The sequence below is a fragment of the Candidatus Zixiibacteriota bacterium genome, assembly GCA_034439475.1.
Lineage (GTDB): Bacteria > Zixibacteria > MSB-5A5 > GN15 > FEB-12 > JAWXAN01.
Window position 1 is genome coordinate 1 of sequence record JAWXAN010000035.1, and the last position, 19398, is coordinate 19398.

The window sequence follows — 19398 nt, forward strand, 5'->3', positions numbered from 1 at the left end:
CGGAAAGCAGATTTGAAAAAGAAAACTGACCGAGAATATCTGTCGTGCTGTTCTGCAAGGGAGACAGCAATTGGACTGTCACACCTGGAAGCGCGACTGAAGATTGATTCCGCACTATTCCGGAGATCGTGCCCACAGGCGTCGGAACAGCGCGCATGATGACAGTCATATTTGTTGTGGCTGGCGCGTTAACCACAGTGCCGACCACGGTCGTATAGAGATAACCAACTGACGAAAATTTCAGACTGTATACTCCGGAAAGCAGATTTGAAAAAGAAAACTGACCGAGAATATCTGTCGTGCTGTTCAGCAAGGGAGACAGCAATTGGACTGTCACACCTGGAAGCGCGACTGCAGATTGATTCCGCACTATTCCGGAAATTGTGCCAACGGGTGGAGGGATAGGACGCATCTGCATATCCAGGAACGTTGTATTCGGCGCACTGAGTATTAGACCTAAAACAGTCGTATCAAAATATCCGGCATACGAAAAGCTCAGACCATAACTACTGCTCAATAAACCGTTGAAGGCATACTGGCCGCTGTTATTGGTTCGCGCTGTTGAGCCGGTGTTGATCAGAGTGACTGTGAGATCAGCCAAAGGCAACCCCCCGGCTCCGGTAACCGTCCCGGCAATCGTTCCGGAAATATTATTCTCGACCAGTGTGATGGTTCCCGGCGCCCATGAACCGGTCACAGTACCGGCATCGCTGATTTGGCAATAGACGTAATATGTACCCAGCGGCAATTCTGAAGTATTGATATTAAAAAGCCCAGCACTGGCATCGGTATTTATGGATGTCGGCAAGAGGACTTGGCTGCCATTGAGCACAGGCGCGGAATTGACATAAACTGTGACCCAGCATTTATCAGCCTCCGGGTCTGAAAATGTCCAATTGACACTGTAGTTGTCGATGGCATGCAGGACATTGACATTTCCAACTGGCGGAGCGGTCGTCGTAATCGATGGAGAGCCGTTGGCTGGCGGATCAACAATAACGCCGTAAGATGGATTGGTTGCGCCGTTGTAGCCGTAGACTCGGAGAAAATACCAGCCCTTGGCGCGGCCATTGAGCGAGATCGTTTCGTTGTTTACGATTCCTTCTGATTTCGCCAACTGAACATTGGCTGAGCTCAGCAGAACCATGTCTACATCGCCGAGCGCGTGAGTGAAAGTCGTCTTCACATAATCCGAAGGACCGCCCGTTGAGTTGAGATAGAATTTAAAAAAGTCAGGGTCCGAGCTTCCTTGGATGGTCAAGCCGGAGATATTTTTAATTGGAGCACATGGCCCAAGGTTCGGGCTGTTGATTGAGCCTTCGACTCGATCATTGACAATAGCAAGAGAATTATTGGGCTCATAGGCATCGGCGTTTATTGGGGCAGGCGTGCCAATGGTTACTTTAACCCGCGAGATATTGTTGGTCTCGTTTGATTCAAGAAACGTGTTGCCGGGGTCGACTTCGGATTCAAGCCAGTAGACTCCATCGGCCAGAGTCGTCACATCGATATTTTGCCCGGCCAGATGCTTGCCGTAAATATCAACCCAACCAACAGACAACCCTTGAATCGTTGAAGCGCAACTAAGAAACTGCCCTCTTGGATTATAATTGGGCAGAGAACTGTTGTAGACTTGGAGATCAAGAATGCAAAAGCTGGTCTTTGCCCCTTGGGCTACCACTGCGCCGACTCCGTCGCCGGGGAGAATCTGGCGAAGCCGAAAAATGCTCCAGTTCTCAACATGGATATGATCATGGCCTGCATGGAAAATGAATCGTCCCGCCGGGCGGTCATAGAATGTCCCGTCGGTTCGGTAGATTCGCTGATTTATGTTTTGTGTGCCGTCGCCGTTACTTGGCAGAGTTCCGTAAATATAAAGTTTTCCAAGCCCGATATTTGCGGTTCCGTTTGAAAGCCGGAGTACTCTTCGGCCGGGGATGGTGGTGGTCGAAATGTCGTTATCGTAGAGATAATTCGGCGCGACATAGATGTCCGGAAGAAGGTCTACGGCCATGAACGACCCTGCTGAAATTGGCTCGGAGTTATCCTGAAATATATCTGACTGGGCTTGGGTCTGGCCAATAAACCCCAATGCAAAAATCAAAAGTCCGAGACTTTTGGTGAAAATAGTCTTATTCATGCACAATCCTATGTGAACCATTTTTCATAGTAATAACCCTAAACTCCTGTAGAGCCATCGTTCAATTATGCGTAGATGTTTGCAATGCAATCATCTACGAGCTTTCTTGGACGCCGAAACGACCGAGGGGTAGTTAATGCATTTTTAAGTGCGGTTAACCGAACAATATGATAGCAAAAACAAAGCCATAAGTGAAGTTCTAAATTGGATTTACGGTCGATTTGGACTGTCAGTAGCTTTATGGATGACTTGCGCGTGTACTCGCTATTATTTCGCACCAGTCGACCCGCCAGCTTCTCTTCGTGCAGGACGCCGCGCCCGCCAGCAAAGGCCAGCTGACAATGTGTCGCCGAACCACGGTCCGCCGCGGTGGACTGACCTACAAATCTCATCATACTCCGCCATCGGCCAAGAATCTATCCTTACTCGGCTGCGGTTCCACCACTCCCTTTGGCCGCCGTCTTCATTCCACTTCCATAATTCTTTGGCAATGACCGTACTATCTCAACCGTCTCCACGCTCACCCGCACAACCTGTCCAATCAGCCGGACAATATACTCAGGATCATCCTCGCGGTTCGGATCACTGGTGATACTACCTTCCTTATCCTTGGCTACTTTGTATTGGTCGATTACCCAATCCAATGCGCTTCGGTTACCAAGGCGGTATTCAAACACTTCCGGCGGAATATTCGAGAGTGTCAGAAAATCATTGACCTGCACCTGTGTCTTGTCTTTGGACAGCCGCATTTTCTCCACTCGGTAACTAAGCGGGATTTTCTCGTTTTCGACCCAGGTCAAATCCCACGGTTTCAATTCCTCATACTCGGTATGGAGTTTGGAAAGCTTTTCGCCAGCTTTTCTGAACGCAGTGAAGTCATCAAATGATTCGGCGAATGGAATCCGGGGGAGTTCACGGCGCAGGTTTTCAGCGAACGTTTCGCGGTAGCCGGGATGATGCAAAACTCCATAGACGTAATAGAAAATATCCCACTTGCTAATAGATTTCTGCTTGTAATGAGTTCTGAATAGATCCCGCGCCCAGTCGGTGATATTTTCCTTGCGATTGGTGCCGTCTGTATTGTAGCTGTAAAATGGAAAGCACTGATGACTATCGGAAACGGACGCAAGATGAAGCTCCGGCATTTTATCAACACACAGAGTGCTAAATGAGTGTGCCCGATATCCGATATCTGAGACTACAATCACCAAATTGTCTTCTTTGATGCAAGAGCGCGGGAAAAAGTAGTGCATTCTATGAACGCTGTTCAAAATCAAAGGGTCAAAATAAAGAAATTTGGAGGTAAATGGCCTGTAGGTCGCTCTTGTTGTAGCCGAACTATTAAAAGAAGCATAACGGTATCTTTGAATATGCAACTTAAGTGTGCTATCCCATTTTATTTGGCTATAATCAACAAAATTGTCAATCGGTTTTGGACTACCTGATCGCTTATACCGATCGACTTCATTATTATATGCTTTAATAAAAGTGTCTACGTGTTTCAATACTTCACTTTCATTGAAGTTATAAACAACTTTATCCCTACAACTTTGGATTCCTCTTGAATATGTTCCAAATAAGATGTTTCGGTGGTACTTGCTCGCTTTTTTCGACAGCTTCGATCCGATGGAAGTAAATGAACGGTATGTGTCAATATTAGTCGAAGTCTTCCATGATCCAGTTTTATCTGATGGAAGAGTTAGAACAGGAGTCGACCCCATCTCTTCCATTTCTGCCAACCATCCAAGCTTCTGTTCTTTTCTCCAGTCTTCGGGCACCCGATGGTATTTGAGTTCCTTTGTCTCTGTCTTTTTTGTGCGAATGCAAAGCGTGATGCCAACACCCACCTGTATGCCGAACACATTATGCGTTGTACCGCTCAATTTTGGATTTTTTCGTACATTCCCATGCAGGTCGATATGGTAGACTTTTGTAAAGTCACTCGCCAATCGTTTGCGGAAGCCATCAAATGCCGCACCGTCGACAAACCCGTTGTTGGATACAAAACAGAGCACACCATCGCGGTCGCCAAGCCTGTCAACCGCCCAGCGGAAGAACTTGACATACATGTCTGAAAGAGCATTTTTATTGGTGGCCGATGAATCCTTCGCGTATGTATTTCTGATAGCTTGATCGAGATGCGGATACTTTCGGTTCTTATTATTGTCATTCTCGTTGAGTTGTCCCACGTTATAGGGGGGGTTGCCGATTATGACGGTTATGGGAGTCTTCTTCTGACGCTCTACTCGGGTCGTGTTGCTCTTGGCCATAAAGCCAAATCGCTGCTGACTTGTCTCAGCCAGCTCCAGCGTATCGACAAAGCATAATCCTTCAAATGGCTCGTACTTTCCGGTAAGATCGTAATAGGCATGCTCGATATTCAAGGCCGCGATGTAATAGGGCATGAGCATGACTTCGTTGGCGAATAGTTGATTTTTGTAGACCTCTTCCAAATGCCGTTTTGGAATACGCCGCATGATGTTTACAATAAAATTCCCCGTACCGGTGCAGGGATCGAGGATATTGACCTCTTTTGAGCCAAGGGTTTTGCCAAACTCTGATTTGAGTACTTCTTCGACTGAGGCGCACATGAAATCGACTATTTCTTGCGGCGTATAGACAATGCCATGAGTATCGGCCGTTTTCACCGAATAGCCTTGGAAGAAGCGCTCATAGATGACATTCAAAAAATGTTGTTTGCCGCTGAAATCTTCAATTGTACTGGCCGCGGATTCGATTGCCACATAGAACCGATCAAGAGACTTCAAGAACTCATCCCGATTGAATGAATGAGAAGTGAGGGCATCGATGACTTTTTCGATCTCATTGGCGATCACATTCCGTCGGGTAAAATCGGCATTGTCGAAAATCCGACGGATGAGCCGCTCGGTGAGAAGGTGCTGGACAAGCATTTCATCGACCGCGGCCTTGCTCAGATTTGGGTTGAGCGAGGTCTTACAGAGTTCAAAAAAATCCGCGAAGGCTGTCTTAAATTCTTTATTGTTTTTGTGCGCGGCTTCAATCTTCTCTACCAGCCCCTTCGCTAATTCCGGCACGCGGAGTTTGAATTCCGAAACCGCTTTATTAAAATCCAGATAGGCCGGTTCGGTAAAGCTAAAGAAGTTGTTAAGCAGGTCGCACAGTTCCTGCGGTTTGGTCAGGTCAGCCTTTTGAGAAACCTTTCCGTTCTGAAAGAGAATGGCAGTGCGAGAATCTTCGAAGATAGTATTAGATATTGGATACCCTTTGGCGATCTTTTTCTTTATCTCGACATCAAGATCGTCCTGTGCGTCCTTGGCTTCCCAATATCCGCGTTCCATATAGTATTCATCCCTGAAAGTGCCGTCAGGGATGACAGACTTGTAGCCATTGCGCCTTTGTAGTTCCGGAATCAATGTCCATTTGGATGACCGCCCGGTCTCACTTAGGAGAGATTGAAAGGCCGTTTTGATAGCAAGCTCATAGGTAATTCGCTGGCCTTTGAAGGCTTCGATAGCCGAATAGTAGTTTTTAATGGCTTTATGGGTCGGTTTGATTCGGGTAGTTTTCGCCATGTCTGTAATATAGTGTTTGTTGGATAAGATAGGTGACAGTCAAACATTTGTTTGTTTCTGTGCCGTCGGATGCACCCGAGTATCCGTCAGGTCATCCGCGGTGGGCGGACTTCGGAAGCCTCAGCACCTCTGCATAAGAAGGCGTGCAAGACCCAACGGAACTCTAAATCCAATCAAGCTTCTTCATATAAACTTTTCAGTCGGCAATTTAGTCTTGACTGCACCCGGCAATGAATATAACTTTTTTTAGAACAACTATGAATACTACCGCGAATCCAAATAAAGCCCTCTGGGAGAAAGGTGATTTCACTGCGATCGCCGCGTATATGCGCGAGTCCGGCGAAGCGCTGGTTGCCTCCCTCGGTTTACAGCCTCCCCTTCGGGTGCTGGATCTCGGATGCGGCGATGGCACGACCGCAGTTCCGCTAGCGCGCATGGGCATGGATGTCCTTGGGGTGGATATCGCCAGAAATCTTGTCGAGTCCGGAAACAGGCGCGCCGCCTCGCTCGGTCTCGACAACCTGAAATTTCAGGAAGGGGATGCCTCTGATCTGCAGGGTATCGGCGACAAGTCCTTTGATCTGACCATGTCGATTTTCGGCGCCATGTTCGCGCCAAGACCGTTCGATGTCGCCAAAGAGATGGTCCGGGTTACCAGACTGGGAGGAAGTATCGTCATGGGGAACTGGATTCCCAATGACCCGACTTCGTTTGTCTCGCAATTGTTGAAAGTAAGCTCAGCCTTCACCCCGCCTCCGCCAGCCGATTTTGTCAGCCCGCTGACCTGGGGTGTGGAGTCGCATATTGTCGAGCGATTTGGACGGGCCGGTATACCCCCGGAGCGGATTTCGATGTCTCGCGACACCTATACCTTTATCTCTCCCGACTCCCCCGCCGACTATATCGAAAAATTTCGGCAATTTTATGGCCCGACGATGAATGCCTATGATGCCGCGCGGAAAGACGGCAAGGTGGACGAACTCCACCGTCAACTGGTCGAACTGGCGAGAGAGCACAATACGGCGCCAGATGGCCGCACCTCAATCTCCGCCTCTTTCATGCGTGTGACGGTCACTGTCTGACCTGACTGTCTCAACGCTGATACTCTCGATTTGCTGCGGCCCGCGAGTGTAATAACGGCAGAGGGCATTGGTTTGGTAGCGGCGCGGTCATAGAGGGGACTAATTACTTGGCGCCTCTACAGACAGAACGAGCGATTTCATGCATTCGAGGACGTCGCTCTTGATTGCTTCCAAACCAGTTCCAATCGGCCATTTTTTGACGACGAGACGCGGTGTTTCATCCTTAATAACGGTCTCGGCTTTATTTACTAAATCGCGGAGATACGGATGAATGATCCGCCTCTTAATCTGCAAGACGGATTTGGCATATCTTTCGAACAGCTGCAATTGCCACTCTCCGCGCTCTAAAACCAAATCAAAAGCTATTGTTGGAGAACTGGAAAGCAAATTGAAAAAAATAGTATCGTAGCTATGCGGCCGAGGTCCGGAAAATCGACTATTTAGAGAATCTGCTTTCTCAAACAGATCTCTAAGCAGTTCTCTTTGCTTGGTTAGTTGTTCCTGAAAGTCTTTCCGTTTACTGAACATCTCGTCAATATCTTTACGGTTTGTTTCGAAGAATTCGTCTGATTTCTGATTTGCCATATTTTCCCCTGCAAGATTAGTAGTTGTTTGCATGAACTCTAAAAAGTAAGTAAGCCATTTTGGATTCGCTTGCCCAATGTAATCACCAATACTGTCCCTCACACATTTCCAAAGTTCAGAATAAGTGAAGCTTTCAAATCCATTACTAGATTGTTCTATTAGCACTTTTTTATGGAGAGCAAGCACGACTTTTATTTTACACCCCTGCATGTTATCAACAGCCCGGCTATAGTCGTTGAGGTCATTGTAAAGGGTAGCATAAATCTTATTCTCTATCACGATAGTGTACTTTTCCAGTTCGATGAGAATATCAATCCGTTTGCGGTCATCCGTCCCCCACTCCCGTTTAACCGTTACCTTCCCAAGGTTAGACACCTCATCGATTTGTTTCATTTGTAAGAATGCAACTAGAAGTAGATCCTTGAGCCCATGCTCTCCTTTGGGATCAAAGTAGAAAGCAAGGATATTGCTACAAACGTTTTCATAATGGGGATAACCAGAAATCTCCATGAAAGTCTTGCTTGTTTTTGGTAGTTTCTCAAAATCGCGAACTAGTTCTTGGAATCTTTCGACTGTTGCACTGTCAGCTTCTTTAGGCATGTTGGACTCCGTTTTCACTTTGTTACAACTTTTGGTGGTCGGCTATCGTCGTTGGATTTCAATTTTGACCTTCACAAATTTCAAAAACAGCGGATGGACAGGGATTCGAACCCTAGATACCTTTCGATATAACGGTTTTCGAGACCGCCGCATTCGACCACTCTGCCGCCTCTCCATTACAGGTCGTGAGAACCGGCGGACATGGGGTCGATCGGACGGACTAATTTACAACAAATATGGCGGTTGTAAAGTGGGGAATTTCTGTGGGCGGAGGGCTTGTCTGTGGTGTCGGGCGCCCTCGCCCGACACTATGGTTACAACAGTCAGGCGGGGGCGCCTGACTGCGCAGAAAAAGATGAACTGTAACCGTCGGGTCGTCCGCATTGGCGGACTCAGAAGCGGGACTCGCAATGGCCGGCGGACAATGTGTCGCCCAACCACAGTCCGCCGCGGCGGACTGACCTACAAATCTCATCATACTCCGCCATCGGGTCTCTTTCCGTGGCTGGTGTACGTCCCACCACGCCTGCCCGCTGTGGCGGGGCGGACTTGAAAGCCTCGTGGACCAGCTACGAAATACGAAGCAAGTGACTTCGGTGCTTCAAAAACAGCGGAGAGACAGGGATTCGAACCCTGGATAGGGGTTACCTATACACACTTTCCAGGCGTGCGCCTTCAACCACTCGGCCATCTCTCCGTCGGTCGATTCAGATCCCGCAGACGCGGGAACGGACAATGTACGATCTACGACCAAAAAGGCAAGACGAAAGCGAAGGTGAGGGTTTGGCCGTAATTCTGTGGTGTCGGTTGGTTCTTGCGGATTCTTACAGACCGTCAGGTCATTCGCCGTGGGCGGACTTCGGAGGCCGCAGCACCTGTATCCTCGCTCACGCAACGATATTCCCAAGACCCGTCGGAACGGGTTAAAATTGGAAGAACAGATGTCAGTACCCAAGGGTCACTGACCTACGAATATCGGAGAATATGAGATTGCCGTCAGCCACGGCGGACGCCTCGGAAGTCGCTCCTCGCAACGACGTGTTGTAAGATTCCTTATTACCCTCTACCTCTGGAAGAGGGCAGGGTGAGGGCGTATTCACTTCCATGGTGTCGGGCGTCTTCGCCTTTGCTATTTCGCGCCGTCATTGCCGAAATAGAGATGTCTGTCCAACAGCTTCACAAACTCAGACCAGTTCCCTTTTTGTTGTCTCGCCCGGTAGCGGTCGATGGCATTCATTTTGGCATCGATTTCATCGCAATAATACAACAAAAATGCTTCAGCCATCTGAGGGCGGACCGGCGACTGATTTTGATATTCTCCCTGATGCGCGAGAAGCATGTGCCGCAATTTCATCAACAGTGAATCGGGGAAGGTTGGAATCTGCGCCGCACGCTGGCAGATCCAGTGATCGGCAAGGCAGATGTGACCGACAAGCCGGCCCTCATCGGTGAAATCAATGACCATGTCGCTCGTATAGGTATCGATTTTGCCGGCATCGTGAAGCAGTCCGCCGAAAATCAGATAATCTTTATTGATATGCTCATAGCCAACCGCGACTCGAATCGCAAGTTCTGCAACCGAAGCCGAGTGCTCGGAGAGACCGCCGATATAGGCATGGTGCCATAGTTTTCCTGCCGGAGCGACAAGAAACTTATCCAGAAAATGCGGGTCCTGCCAGAACGCATTGACCAAAGTTTTGATATAGTTGTTTTCGATTTTTTCGGTAAGTGAGAAAAGCCGCGCCTGACGTTCCTCTCGCGATTGGCTTGAATGCGGCAGGATGTCTTCTATTTTGTATTCGTTTTCAAGCGCCAGCCGCATTTTACTGAGCGTTATCTGGCGTTTGTTATTGTATTCGCCGACCTGCCCGCGGACTTTGACCACCATGCTTTCTGTTAGCTCTGTAAGGGCAAATTGATCCGGCTCCCACAGGACGGCGTTGATTCGGCCAGTAGAATCACCCAACTCCAGAGAAACAAATTGCCCGCGGGTGAATTCTCTGACTTCGACTTTGCGAATGACAAAAAACCCGTCGATCTTGTCCTCAATTGAAAAATCTTTGATATGTCGTGCTTCCACAGTGGTCATAATATAACTAGTATGGCCAGAATCGCAAGAAAATCTGAAACACAGGGAGCTTACAATAGGAATTGCCCAGCATTGTATAACTGCTATATTGTCAAACGCTTATGAAAATACTAACTCGATATATAATCCGTGAGCACATCGCCCCGTTCTTGTTTGCCTTTTTTACGATAACTTTTCTGCTTGTCATCGACCATGTCCCGCGCATTATCGATCATGTCATAGATAAAAATCTCTCAATCTGGATCGCGCTGGAATTGGTGGGGCTGAACCTGGCCTGGATGCTCGCGCTTTCGATTCCCATGGCGGTGCTGGTTGCGACGCTTATGGCCTTCGGGCGACTGTCATCGGACTTTGAGATCACTGCCGTCAAAGCCTCCGGGATAAATCTGATTCATGTACTTATGCCTCTGCTGGTTATCGGGGGCCTGCTGAGTTTTGGGATGGTTCAATTCAATGACAAAGTCCTGCCCGATCTCAACCAAAAGGCCCGCATACTGTGGGGAGACATCGCTTCGATGCGTCCCACACTTATTTTTCGCTCCGGAACATTCATCACCGATGTCCCGGGATATCTTATCTTAATTGACAAAATTGACCATACGACATCGCGAGTCGAGGGCGTGCGCATCACCGAGACCAAAGTCCCGAGCACTCCGCGAATTATTGTGGCTGACTACGGCTTTTTGAAAACAGTCGACAATGGCGCAACCACAGAATTCACTCTCCATAACGGCGAATTGCACTCGCTTGACCTGAGCCAGCCGGAGAACTATCGCAAAATTGACTTTGAGACACAGGTCTTCAATGTAACGGGAACCGGCTCCGAGCTTCAACGCAGTGAAACAGAATATCGCTCTGACCGTGAGATGAATATCCAGGAATTAAAAGAGAATGTGGATCGAGCGACTTTGTCAATGGCTCCGAATAGCGAACAGATTGCGAGCTTTCTCAGAACCCGGCTCACCTATCTTTTTGCAGACACTTTCTCATACAGCTTCAAAGATTCTTTGACCGATTCGGCCGCGTATCAAATAGTCAAAACCGATGCGGCTGTCATGGCCAATCAATTGCAAAAGAGCAATGACCAGATTTTCGCCCAATCGCAGGTCAGAAATAAGTATCAAATCGAACTGTACAAAAAATATTCGATTCCCGCGGCGACACTTGCCTTTATCCTGGTCGGAGCGCCTATCGGCATGCTCACACGCAAAGGCGGGATGGGGATCGCGATTGCCATTTCCATCGGGATTTTCATTCTCTATTGGGCGTTTCTTATAGGCGGAGAGGACATCGCCGATCGTGGCCTGCTCTCGCCCTTCTGGGCGATGTGGTCAGCGAATATTCTTCTCGGCGTGCTCGGGCTCTATTTAATCATCAAAGTAGTTACCGAACGTCCGATATTTTCATTTTTCAGGAAATCAAATCTTTAGTGTCATGTTAAAAACACTCGATCGATACCTGCTCACGTATTTTTTCCAGTCACTTTTTGTGGTTAGTCTTGCCGCTGGGCTTATGATTATTGTTATCAATATGGTCGATATGCTGAGATATTTTGTGGATAAAAACACTTCAATTCTGATTGTTCTTGAGTACTATCTTTATTTTGCAGGCTGGGTGATTAAATCTTTTCTGCCGATGTTTGTCATGCTTGCGAGTCTTTTCTCAGTTTCAATACTCGCTCGCCGACAAGAGATACTTGCGATGAAGGCATCGGGAATTTCTCTGTATCGAATCGCGCTTCCGTTTCTGGTCGTCGGGGCGCTCTTATCGGTCGGTCATTTTTACTACAATGAGTATATTTTCCCCGCAGCCAACAAAAAGCGGATCGAGATGAGAGAGTTTGTGATAGAAAACAAATCCCGGTCGTCGCAAGCGTCGGTGCGTAATCTCTACCGCCAAATTAGTCCAGGGCATTTCTACACAATCAGTAATTACAATTCCGATCGAAACGAGGGAACTGATTTCAAACTCTATAAAACCGAAAACAACACTCTCAGCCGGCTTATGACAGCCGAAAAAATTGTTTTTATCGATCTTCGCTGGCAGGCCATAGCTGGATTTGTCCGAACCTTCGATAAATCCAAGCAGGAAACATTCGATACCTTTGACACTCTGGCTCTGACAGAAATAAGAGATTCTCCGTCCGAATTGGCCAAACGGCTCGGCAAGCCGGAAGATATGAGTCTCGATGAGTTGAAGCATTATATCGAGGTTATGAAACGTACCGGGGGCCAGTACACCCATGAATCACTCGATCTCAAAATCAAATACGCGTTCCCGGTGACTTCGTTTGTCGTTGTGCTGATCTGCGTGCCGTTCGCGGCAAATCCGCGAAGGGGCGGCATTGCGGCCTCGTTTGCCGCGGGAGCGCTTATCGCGCTTTCTTATTTTGTGCTTTTTCGCATCAGCCAGTCGTCGGGCTACAATCAGAAGATTTCGGAAGATGTCGCAGCCTGGGGAATCAACGGCCTGTTTTTTCTGGTGGGCTTATTTCTGATGATTCGGGCGAGGAAATAGTTTGTAACAGACGCGTCCGACTCCGTTGGATGGCATCCTCTGGTTCTTCGTAGCGCGTGTTCGATCGGTCACACGCTTGCTTTGATGATCCGTTTCGTAGTACAAAAAAACTGCTGATTCTTGACTGCATTGTGAATTAATTCTTGTCGAATTCAAGTTTATTGCAGATATTACGGTATAATTTCTCTTATGACTTTTTGTAAGAGAGCAACGAGGGCAGGTGAGCAATCGCCTGCTTTTATTTTTTTGCTTTGGTGTATAATGGTGAGCTGGCGAAGAGACCTTTGTGAGCATTGTTCGCGTTTTACAGTTAGTAAGCCAAAGATTGTCAGGCGCAAAAGAGCTTGACATCCCGCTGGAAGCGGAAGTATACTTTCGACTGCAATTTATCTGTCTGACCCCATCGTCTAGTGGTTAGGACATCGCCCTTTCACGGCGGTAGCACGGGTTCGACTCCCGTTGGGGTCATTTTTTTCTTATTCTCGGAGATAGGATACCAGTCTGTTTGACCAGATTGCTACTGGACACCTGCCCCGGAGAAGGCGAGACAACAGGTTTCTGTCTGAGTATACTGATGTGGGATTGGTGGCGCCTGACTGCCGTCGCGGGGGGCGGGCGGGACTATGTTATTTTTTATCATTTGTAGCCCACCCAACGGGTGGGTTTTTATACTGTATGAACGGTTACATAGTTGACATATCTATCCAGGGACATGGTTGACACTTTTGTGGTTTTGTCATCTTTCTTTCCGATGTCTCCATCGTCTCGGGTAATGTCGCAGACAGTATGTTTTCGTATCAAGCACGGCTAATCTAATCGGTCCAAACCAAATAGTCCAGCGGTCAGTCTCAGTCTCTTCCATGCCTATGTGCTGTCCGGCTAAGGTAGCGCTGAGATAAATTTGTCGTGATTTCCATCTGAGGTCGCCTTGTCCATGAACCGTGCGAACCAGGAAATGGTCAGGATACTTTATCTCCGGCAGTCGTGACGGATATGTCCGCCGCGAGAGAGCAAAGAGACTCTGCGGCGTCTTCTGTCCTATGCCTTCATGAGGACGGTCATTGTTATACTCATGGCGGAAGGCATCAAAAGCTCTCTGTTGTGCACGCAGGGTTGCCTTGGGCGGAGAAGCCGTCTGGGCTTTGAGCGTCCGATGCATGCGTTCATGACGGCCATTCTGAGCCGGGACTCCAGGAGCAATTCTCTCAGGGATAATACCCAGTCTGAGGAGCCAAATAGATATCAGGGAGAGTCCGCCGACGGTCGTCGTCGCAAAGGGAGGACCATTATCACTTCGGATAGCCTCAGGCAGACCATACGAGCGGTGTGAGAACAAAATGTTTCTTAGATATGGTGCAGGCCAGAGACGGCCTGCACGAAGTTTTTGGGTACCTCACTCCGCCACAGCGGGCTGGCACTGGCAATCTCAGGTTCTCTTACCTTGGGTGCGAGACCGTTATCTCCTCTTTAACTACTGGTGCGCAAAAATTGAACATGCCAACTGTTACTTTAGTAGCTTTAATATCCCCGTCATAAGCCGATACTATTCATCAATAGGCAGTGTATGAATAGACTTCAGAGACATATTCGACTTTTGCGCTACTCGCCGCTTCTTTGGCTGCGTTTTACCAGCCGACGGTATGTCATTAAGGCTGCGATTGTGCGACGTATGACACTTCTACGGTTTGGTATGGCAAGACGCAAGCCTCTGTAGGCGGAACACAAGCCCGCTTCGCACTGGACAAACACAAACCTCTATTCCAACTTCGCCCGCAAAGGACTATGAGCACGAACCCCGAAGAAAAAAAACTCCCAATGCGCTTGGACCAGATCCTCATGATGGAGGGTCTTGTCACTGAGGATCAAGTCAAAGAGGCTCTCCGCTACCAAAAGGAATATGGTGGCAAGCTCGGATCGCATCTTCTCAGGCGGGGATATATCCATGAAGCCGGACTTGTGCGAGCGCTTGCCAAACAATATCGCTGCGATGGCGTAGTGCTATCAGCGATCGACATTCCCGATCTGGTCATTCGCTTCATATCGGCAAAGGTCGCCGTGTCGAGAATGGTTGTGCCGTTTGATTATGATCCCGAAGATAATACGTTGAAAGTCGCCTGCGATGACCCGCATGCCGCAGGACTCATTGAAGAATTGGATTTTGTTGCGCGGGGCAAAATTATCAAACTTTATGTGGCCGCAGAAATTGCTCTCAAAAGCGTCATTGCTGAGCGCTATCTCCCGCGTCTGGCTCAGGCTTCGCCGCAGCCACCCGGGACTGAAATTTCGGCGTCCGCTGAAGGCGGATTTAATGATTCTGTGCCGCTGACACTCAATCCTCAGCGTATGTCAATTTTGCTGGTCACCGACGATCCGCAAGCAGACAATCACCTTCGCGGGTCACTCGAGCACGATCAATATCAGGTCAAAACCGCTGATTCGGCGGACGAAGCAATGGACCTTATGTCAGGGCGACAGTTTGACACGGTATTTATCCGTGATACCGTTCAAGGAGACTACCTCGACCTCATCGACCGCCTGAGAAAATCCTCGCCTCGCACGAGTGTGCGATACTACGAATCGATGGCCGGTCTGTTGCTTCAAAATATGGACGAAGCCCAGATAGATTTGCACTTGAAAAGTTTGCATCTTTTTACATCGATACTCTCCTCAAAAGATAACCGTCCCGGAAATCACAGCGGAACGGTCGGTCTCTATGCCGAGCGTCTGTGCAAACAGATGGGACTCCCGGCCAAAGACCGGCTTGTGATAGCAACTGCGGGATATCTGCACGATCTGGCAAAGACATATTACGGGAGCAGTGAATCGCCCGAAGACAGCCGCGATTCCATTTTGTTAACAGTCAAACTTCTGGACTCCCTGAATTACTCGCCGGTCGTGATTGGTATTCTGAAAAAGATGTATATAAATCTCCACGACAAATACCAAAAGCGACTGCCAATTGAAGCGCTTGGCGGAAATATCCTGACTATCATTGATATTTTCTGTGATAACATTCCAACCAGTCAGAAGATGTCGCTCGATAAGTTCGATGTCCTCAGCGCTAAATTAAAAGCTCTGGTTGGCAAACTCTTCCTGACCGAGGTTGTTGAATCGTTTATCACGCTAATTCAGAGCGACCTGCTCATTTCGCCTCCGCGCGGTCGTTTCAATCAAGTCATGATATTCTGCGAGGATGTCGCGCTCGGAAGCGGCATTGAAAATAAACTTCGTAAAGAAGGCTTCCGCGCAGTTGTGCAACATGCGCCCGATAATTTTGGCGACCTCTTTGAGAGGGGAAGGCCGGATATGATGGTTTTGGCCCAGCATGGTGAGCCAAGCGTAATCCATAGACTTATAGACTCCTTCGCTGACAGAGGAATAGAGCTGGCCTCGATTCCGGTCTTTCTTTTAGTCGACCACTGGATGACCCCGCATCTTACCTCAATTTTTAAACGGGGTATCGAAGACCTGCTGCCGCTTGATAACAGCTATGATCTGCTCGTCGCCAAAATGACAAAAGTACAGTCGCGTCTTGAATCCGGCGCGCAGACCCGCGAAGATCACCATGACTCAACCGGGTCAATTGGTAATATTGAAAGCATGAATCTGATTGACCTGCTTCAAGCTTTGGGACCAAGCAGGAAGTCTGTCCGGATCACGCTTTTGCACGACAGCAAAGAACTTGTGATTTTTCTCAATCAGGGCGAAATTGTTCATGCTCATGGCTGCGGCAAATTCGGAGCCGAAGCAGTGTATGAAGGAATTGCCTTTACCAAAGGATTCTGGTCTACCCAGCCGGTGAAACCGGAAGAAATCCCCGAGCGCAACACGAGCGCCCCAAATGAGTCGATTCTGATGGAAGGATGTCGAAGACTGGATGAGGAGTCGCATTTGTGGGGACCGCACATTCCAACGAAGATTAAGACTTAGAGGTGGTGCAGGCCAGAGACGGCCTGCACGAAGATGAAGATGGATTCTCCACCACTGCGAACTGGAATAATTGCATTTCAAGAACTGAGATTGCCACGTCGCTCGCCCTCATTAGCGGACTCACTCCTCGCAACGACACGTTTAGAGAATGTTGGTGCACCGGAACGTATACCAACCACTGAGTATCGTTCGTCGTGCGGGACGTCACGGTAGCCACTAAGTGACCGTCAGGTCATCCACCACTGGCGGACTTCGGTCGCCTCAGCACTCCTCCTCGTTGCCTCGGAGTGGGCAAGATCCGACGGAAGCGAGTCAGCTTGTATAAACAAAAAAATGCCGCTCCGAATCAACAGAGCGGAATTTTTATTTCGTCAGAGACCAAAAGAGAAGCGAAAAAAACTACTTCTTGCCCTCTTTGCTCACATCGGCCAACTGCTCTTTGATACGAGCTGATTTACCGGTGAGATTGCGCAGATAATACAATTTGCTTCGTCTGACCAGACCGACACGCATACGTTCGACTTTGGCAATGTTTGGCGAGCAGAGCGGGAATGTTCGTTCGACCCCTATCCCTTGGGACATTTTACGGACTGTAAACGCCGCGCCTGTGCCAGAACCGGTCCGGGCAATGACGATTCCTTCAAAGACCTGGATTCGCTCCTTGTCGCCTTCTTTAATTTTCACGTGTACTTTTATCGTATCACCTGGATTGAATTCAGGATAATCATCCCGAAGATACATCTTTTCGATCTGTTCAATCTGTTTCACCGAAACATCCTTTCTCTATACGTACTCTTATTAATTCACTTTATCTAATTTTTGGAGCGATTCCATGAATCGCCGTTCATCATTGTTCATTTCCGCCTGCTGGAGCAAATCGGGGCGGTATTTCAAACACTTTCTAATAGCTGCTCTGCGGCGATATTTTTTTATCTCGACATGGTTGCCGGAAAGCAATTCCTGCGGGACAGCTATACCTTCATATTCGGCAGGTTTGGTGTAGCATGGCGAGCCAAGCATCTGATTCATATATGAATCATCCAAGGCCGACTCAAAGTTACCGAGCACCTTCGGTATCAGCCTGCCGACCGCATCGACCATTACCGCCGCCGCGGGTTCTCCGCCGGTGAGGACATAATCGCCAATTGAGACTTCTTCTACATCGTAGAGGTCATTTATTCGTTCATCAATCCCAAGGTAGTGTCCGCAAATGATGGTCATTCGGTCAGATAACGAATAGCGGATCGCCATATCCTGTGTGAACGGCCTGCCTGCCGCCGAGGTAAGCACAAGATGCGCTTTGTCCTCCTTCACACTTCCACCAGCATTTTTGTGCTCATAGCCAAGACTCTTGAGGCATTCATCGAGCGGATCGATTTTCATCACCATCCCGCCTCCGCCGCCGAAGGGGGTGTCATCGACGGTATGGTGCTTGTCAGTTGCAAAATCCCGCAATTGTATAATTTCGATCTCAAAGAGTTTTTTTTCCTGCGCTTTCCCGAGCAGAGACTGTTTCAGCGACAGCGTAAAATAGTCCGGGAAGAGCGTTATTATTTCAAATTTCATCTTTTCAGTCAGGCAAGCATTGTATTACTCGCCGAACAGTCCTGCCTCGGCTACCACGAGCCGTTTATTTTCAACATCAACAGTTTTTATAAATTGCTTCACTGCCGGGTAAAGGACTTCGCGGCCATGAACGCCTCGAATGACATAGACATCGTTGGCCGGATAATGGTGGATGTCAACTAGTTCGCCCAACAGTTCGCCTTTCTCATCGTCGTACACTTTACAGCCGACCAAATCAAACTGATAGTATGTATTGCTCGGCAGTTCAACTATATCTTCCGCTATCACCGCGAGTTCTCGATTAGTTAGTCGGCTGGCATCTTCCGGCGTCTTTATTCCCTCAAGCCGGATGGCTGGTCGATTTGAGATAACCCGCGAGGAGATAACCTTAAATTCCTCCCACTCGGCGCGATTACGCAAATAAATCAATTTCAAATCGGCAAAGCGCTCAAGGAAATCGGTGTCCGGCGTTATCCAAATCTCGCCATGTACCCCGCGCGGTCTTCCCAGCTTTCCGACCGATACATATCGCGGTGTCAACCTGTCTTACTCCAGAATCTCAAGCACCGCCCGTTTTCCTGTACGGGCCGCGGCGGCGGCAAGTATCGTGCGGATCGATTTGGCCGTTTGACCGGCTTTGCCGATAACTTTCCCGAGATCGCCATCGCCGACGCGAAGCTCGTAGATGGTTGTCCGCTCTCCTTCAATTTCATTCACGCTGACCTTATCCGGCTGGTCGACCAATGCCCTGGCAATGAATTCAATGAATTCCTTCATGTCTGAGTCCTTTCGTAAGACAGTTATGTTCGCCGACGGACCGTTGCTCTTTATTCGATTTAATCTAAAATCGAAGCTAAAAAACTAACGCGCACGAATCACGTGAAGTCAGATCACACTGCTGGTATACTTCCGACGTCTTGTCAGAATCAAACAGCGGCTGGAGCCTCGGCAGTGACCGATGCCTTTTTCATTTTGCGCGTCTTTTTCTTTCGCTCTTTAATCGTGGACTTCAGCACGATTGCCGAAACATCGACTCCCTTTTTTGCCTGATGATATTTTTCAATAAAACCGATTTGCGTGAGCAAAGAGCCGACGGTGTCACTTGGGATAGCGCCTTGATCGAGCCACTTGGTTATCTTGTCCTCGACCACTGTTACCTTCGCAGGTACAGTAATCGGATCGTAAGTGCCAAGAAGCTCTAAAAATTTGCCATCTCGGGCGCGACGGGAATCAGCCGCGACAATACGGTAATAGGGGCGCTTGTGGGTGCCCATACGCCGTAGTCTCAGATGAACTGCCAATGATACCTCCTCTGTGTTCGCGCAATACCGCGAG

The 19398-nt window shown here is 48.6% G+C and carries 13 protein-coding genes, 3 tRNA genes and 1 pseudogene; 5 read left to right on the forward strand and 12 right to left on the reverse strand.

Annotated features, from left to right (window positions below; translation table 11 throughout):
- Both SGI97_04770 and SGI97_04775 read right to left on the reverse strand, forming a co-directional pair.
- Window positions 1–2140: carboxypeptidase regulatory-like domain-containing protein (locus tag SGI97_04770; GenBank protein ID MDZ4723202.1), on the reverse strand; the 2140-nt coding region annotated here is incomplete at its 3' end.
- Between the two features lie 422 nt (window positions 2141–2562).
- Window positions 2563–5694 (reverse strand): type ISP restriction/modification enzyme, encoded by a 3132-nt coding sequence (locus tag SGI97_04775; GenBank protein MDZ4723203.1) that lies wholly within the window; start codon window positions 5692–5694, stop codon window positions 2563–2565.
- 257 nt (window positions 5695–5951) lie between these two features.
- Between SGI97_04775 and SGI97_04780 the strand changes: the two genes are divergently transcribed.
- On the forward strand, window positions 5952–6776 hold the full coding sequence (locus SGI97_04780) for a class I SAM-dependent methyltransferase (GenBank protein MDZ4723204.1): 825 nt from the start codon (window positions 5952–5954) through the stop codon (window positions 6774–6776).
- A gap of 99 nt (window positions 6777–6875) precedes the next feature.
- On the opposite strand, the gene SGI97_04785 is transcribed toward SGI97_04780, so the two are convergent.
- The 4 genes from SGI97_04785 to SGI97_04800 all read right to left on the reverse strand — a co-directional run bounded on the left by SGI97_04785 (window position 6876) and on the right by SGI97_04800 (window position 10050).
- Complete coding sequence (locus tag SGI97_04785; GenBank protein MDZ4723205.1) at window positions 6876–7961, reverse strand: PD-(D/E)XK nuclease family protein; 1086 nt, start codon at window positions 7959–7961, stop codon at window positions 6876–6878.
- A 90-nt stretch (window positions 7962–8051) separates the two neighbouring features.
- Window positions 8052–8136 (reverse strand) — tRNA-Ser (locus tag SGI97_04790).
- A 436-nt stretch (window positions 8137–8572) separates the two neighbouring features.
- Window positions 8573–8658, reverse strand: a tRNA-Ser gene (locus tag SGI97_04795).
- 432 nt (window positions 8659–9090) lie between these two features.
- Window positions 9091–10050 carry an OB-fold nucleic acid binding domain-containing protein gene (locus SGI97_04800; GenBank protein ID MDZ4723206.1) on the reverse strand — a complete coding sequence of 320 codons (960 nt, stop codon included), beginning with the start codon at window positions 10048–10050 and terminating at the stop codon, window positions 9091–9093.
- 101 nt (window positions 10051–10151) lie between these two features.
- Here SGI97_04800 and SGI97_04805 point away from each other — a divergent pair, with 101 nt between their 5' ends.
- The 3 genes from SGI97_04805 to SGI97_04815 all read left to right on the forward strand — a co-directional run bounded on the left by SGI97_04805 (window position 10152) and on the right by SGI97_04815 (window position 13035).
- Window positions 10152–11480 carry an LptF/LptG family permease gene (locus SGI97_04805; GenBank protein MDZ4723207.1) on the forward strand — a complete coding sequence of 443 codons (1329 nt, stop codon included), beginning with the start codon at window positions 10152–10154 and terminating at the stop codon, window positions 11478–11480.
- Between the two features lie 4 nt (window positions 11481–11484).
- Complete coding sequence (locus SGI97_04810) at window positions 11485–12567, forward strand: LptF/LptG family permease (protein ID MDZ4723208.1); 1083 nt, start codon at window positions 11485–11487, stop codon at window positions 12565–12567.
- A gap of 396 nt (window positions 12568–12963) precedes the next feature.
- Window positions 12964–13035, forward strand: a tRNA-Glu gene (locus SGI97_04815).
- 268 nt (window positions 13036–13303) lie between these two features.
- Here the strand turns inward: SGI97_04815 and SGI97_04820 are convergent.
- The gene (locus SGI97_04820) at window positions 13304–13903 is read right to left on the reverse strand and encodes an integrase core domain-containing protein (GenBank protein ID MDZ4723209.1); all 600 of its coding nucleotides are present in this window, start codon (window positions 13901–13903) and stop codon (window positions 13304–13306) included.
- Between the two features lie 479 nt (window positions 13904–14382).
- Between SGI97_04820 and SGI97_04825 the strand changes: the two genes are divergently transcribed.
- Window positions 14383–16497 (forward strand): DUF4388 domain-containing protein, encoded by a 2115-nt coding sequence (locus tag SGI97_04825; protein MDZ4723210.1) that lies wholly within the window; start codon window positions 14383–14385, stop codon window positions 16495–16497.
- Window positions 16498–16896: 399 nt separating this feature from the next.
- On the opposite strand, the gene rplS is transcribed toward SGI97_04825, so the two are convergent.
- From rplS to rpsP, 5 genes and pseudogenes are all read right to left on the reverse strand, one after another.
- On the reverse strand, window positions 16897–17265 hold the full coding sequence (gene rplS / locus SGI97_04830) for a 50S ribosomal protein L19 (GenBank protein MDZ4723211.1): 369 nt from the start codon (window positions 17263–17265) through the stop codon (window positions 16897–16899).
- Between the two features lie 30 nt (window positions 17266–17295).
- On the reverse strand, window positions 17296–18063 hold the full coding sequence (gene trmD, locus SGI97_04835; protein MDZ4723212.1) for a tRNA (guanosine(37)-N1)-methyltransferase TrmD: 768 nt from the start codon (window positions 18061–18063) through the stop codon (window positions 17296–17298).
- Window positions 18064–18087: 24 nt separating this feature from the next.
- Window positions 18088–18603: a ribosome maturation factor RimM gene (rimM, locus tag SGI97_04840; GenBank protein MDZ4723213.1), complete on the reverse strand. Its 516-nt coding sequence runs from the start codon at window positions 18601–18603 to the stop codon at window positions 18088–18090.
- 6 nt (window positions 18604–18609) lie between these two features.
- Complete coding sequence (locus SGI97_04845; protein ID MDZ4723214.1) at window positions 18610–18840, reverse strand: KH domain-containing protein; 231 nt, start codon at window positions 18838–18840, stop codon at window positions 18610–18612.
- Between the two features lie 272 nt (window positions 18841–19112).
- A pseudogene (gene rpsP, locus SGI97_04850) lies at window positions 19113–19364 on the reverse strand (30S ribosomal protein S16).
- Window positions 19365–19398 lie beyond the last annotated feature (34 nt).

Coding starts and splice junctions, on each gene's coding strand:
- SGI97_04825 (MDZ4723210.1), top strand. CDS start 14,383: ATGCGCTTGGACCAGATCCTCATGATGGAGGGTCTTGTCACTGAGGAT.
- SGI97_04775 (MDZ4723203.1), bottom strand. CDS start 5,694: ATGGCGAAAACTACCCGAATCAAACCGACCCATAAAGCCATTAAAAAC.
- SGI97_04785 (MDZ4723205.1), bottom strand. CDS start 7,961: ATGCCTAAAGAAGCTGACAGTGCAACAGTCGAAAGATTCCAAGAACTA.
- SGI97_04805 (MDZ4723207.1), top strand. CDS start 10,152: ATGAAAATACTAACTCGATATATAATCCGTGAGCACATCGCCCCGTTC.
- SGI97_04810 (MDZ4723208.1), top strand. CDS start 11,485: ATGTTAAAAACACTCGATCGATACCTGCTCACGTATTTTTTCCAGTCA.
- trmD (MDZ4723212.1), bottom strand. CDS start 18,063: ATGAAATTTGAAATAATAACGCTCTTCCCGGACTATTTTACGCTGTCG.
- SGI97_04800 (MDZ4723206.1), bottom strand. CDS start 10,050: ATGACCACTGTGGAAGCACGACATATCAAAGATTTTTCAATTGAGGAC.
- SGI97_04845 (MDZ4723214.1), bottom strand. CDS start 18,840: ATGAAGGAATTCATTGAATTCATTGCCAGGGCATTGGTCGACCAGCCG.
- SGI97_04780 (MDZ4723204.1), top strand. CDS start 5,952: ATGAATACTACCGCGAATCCAAATAAAGCCCTCTGGGAGAAAGGTGAT.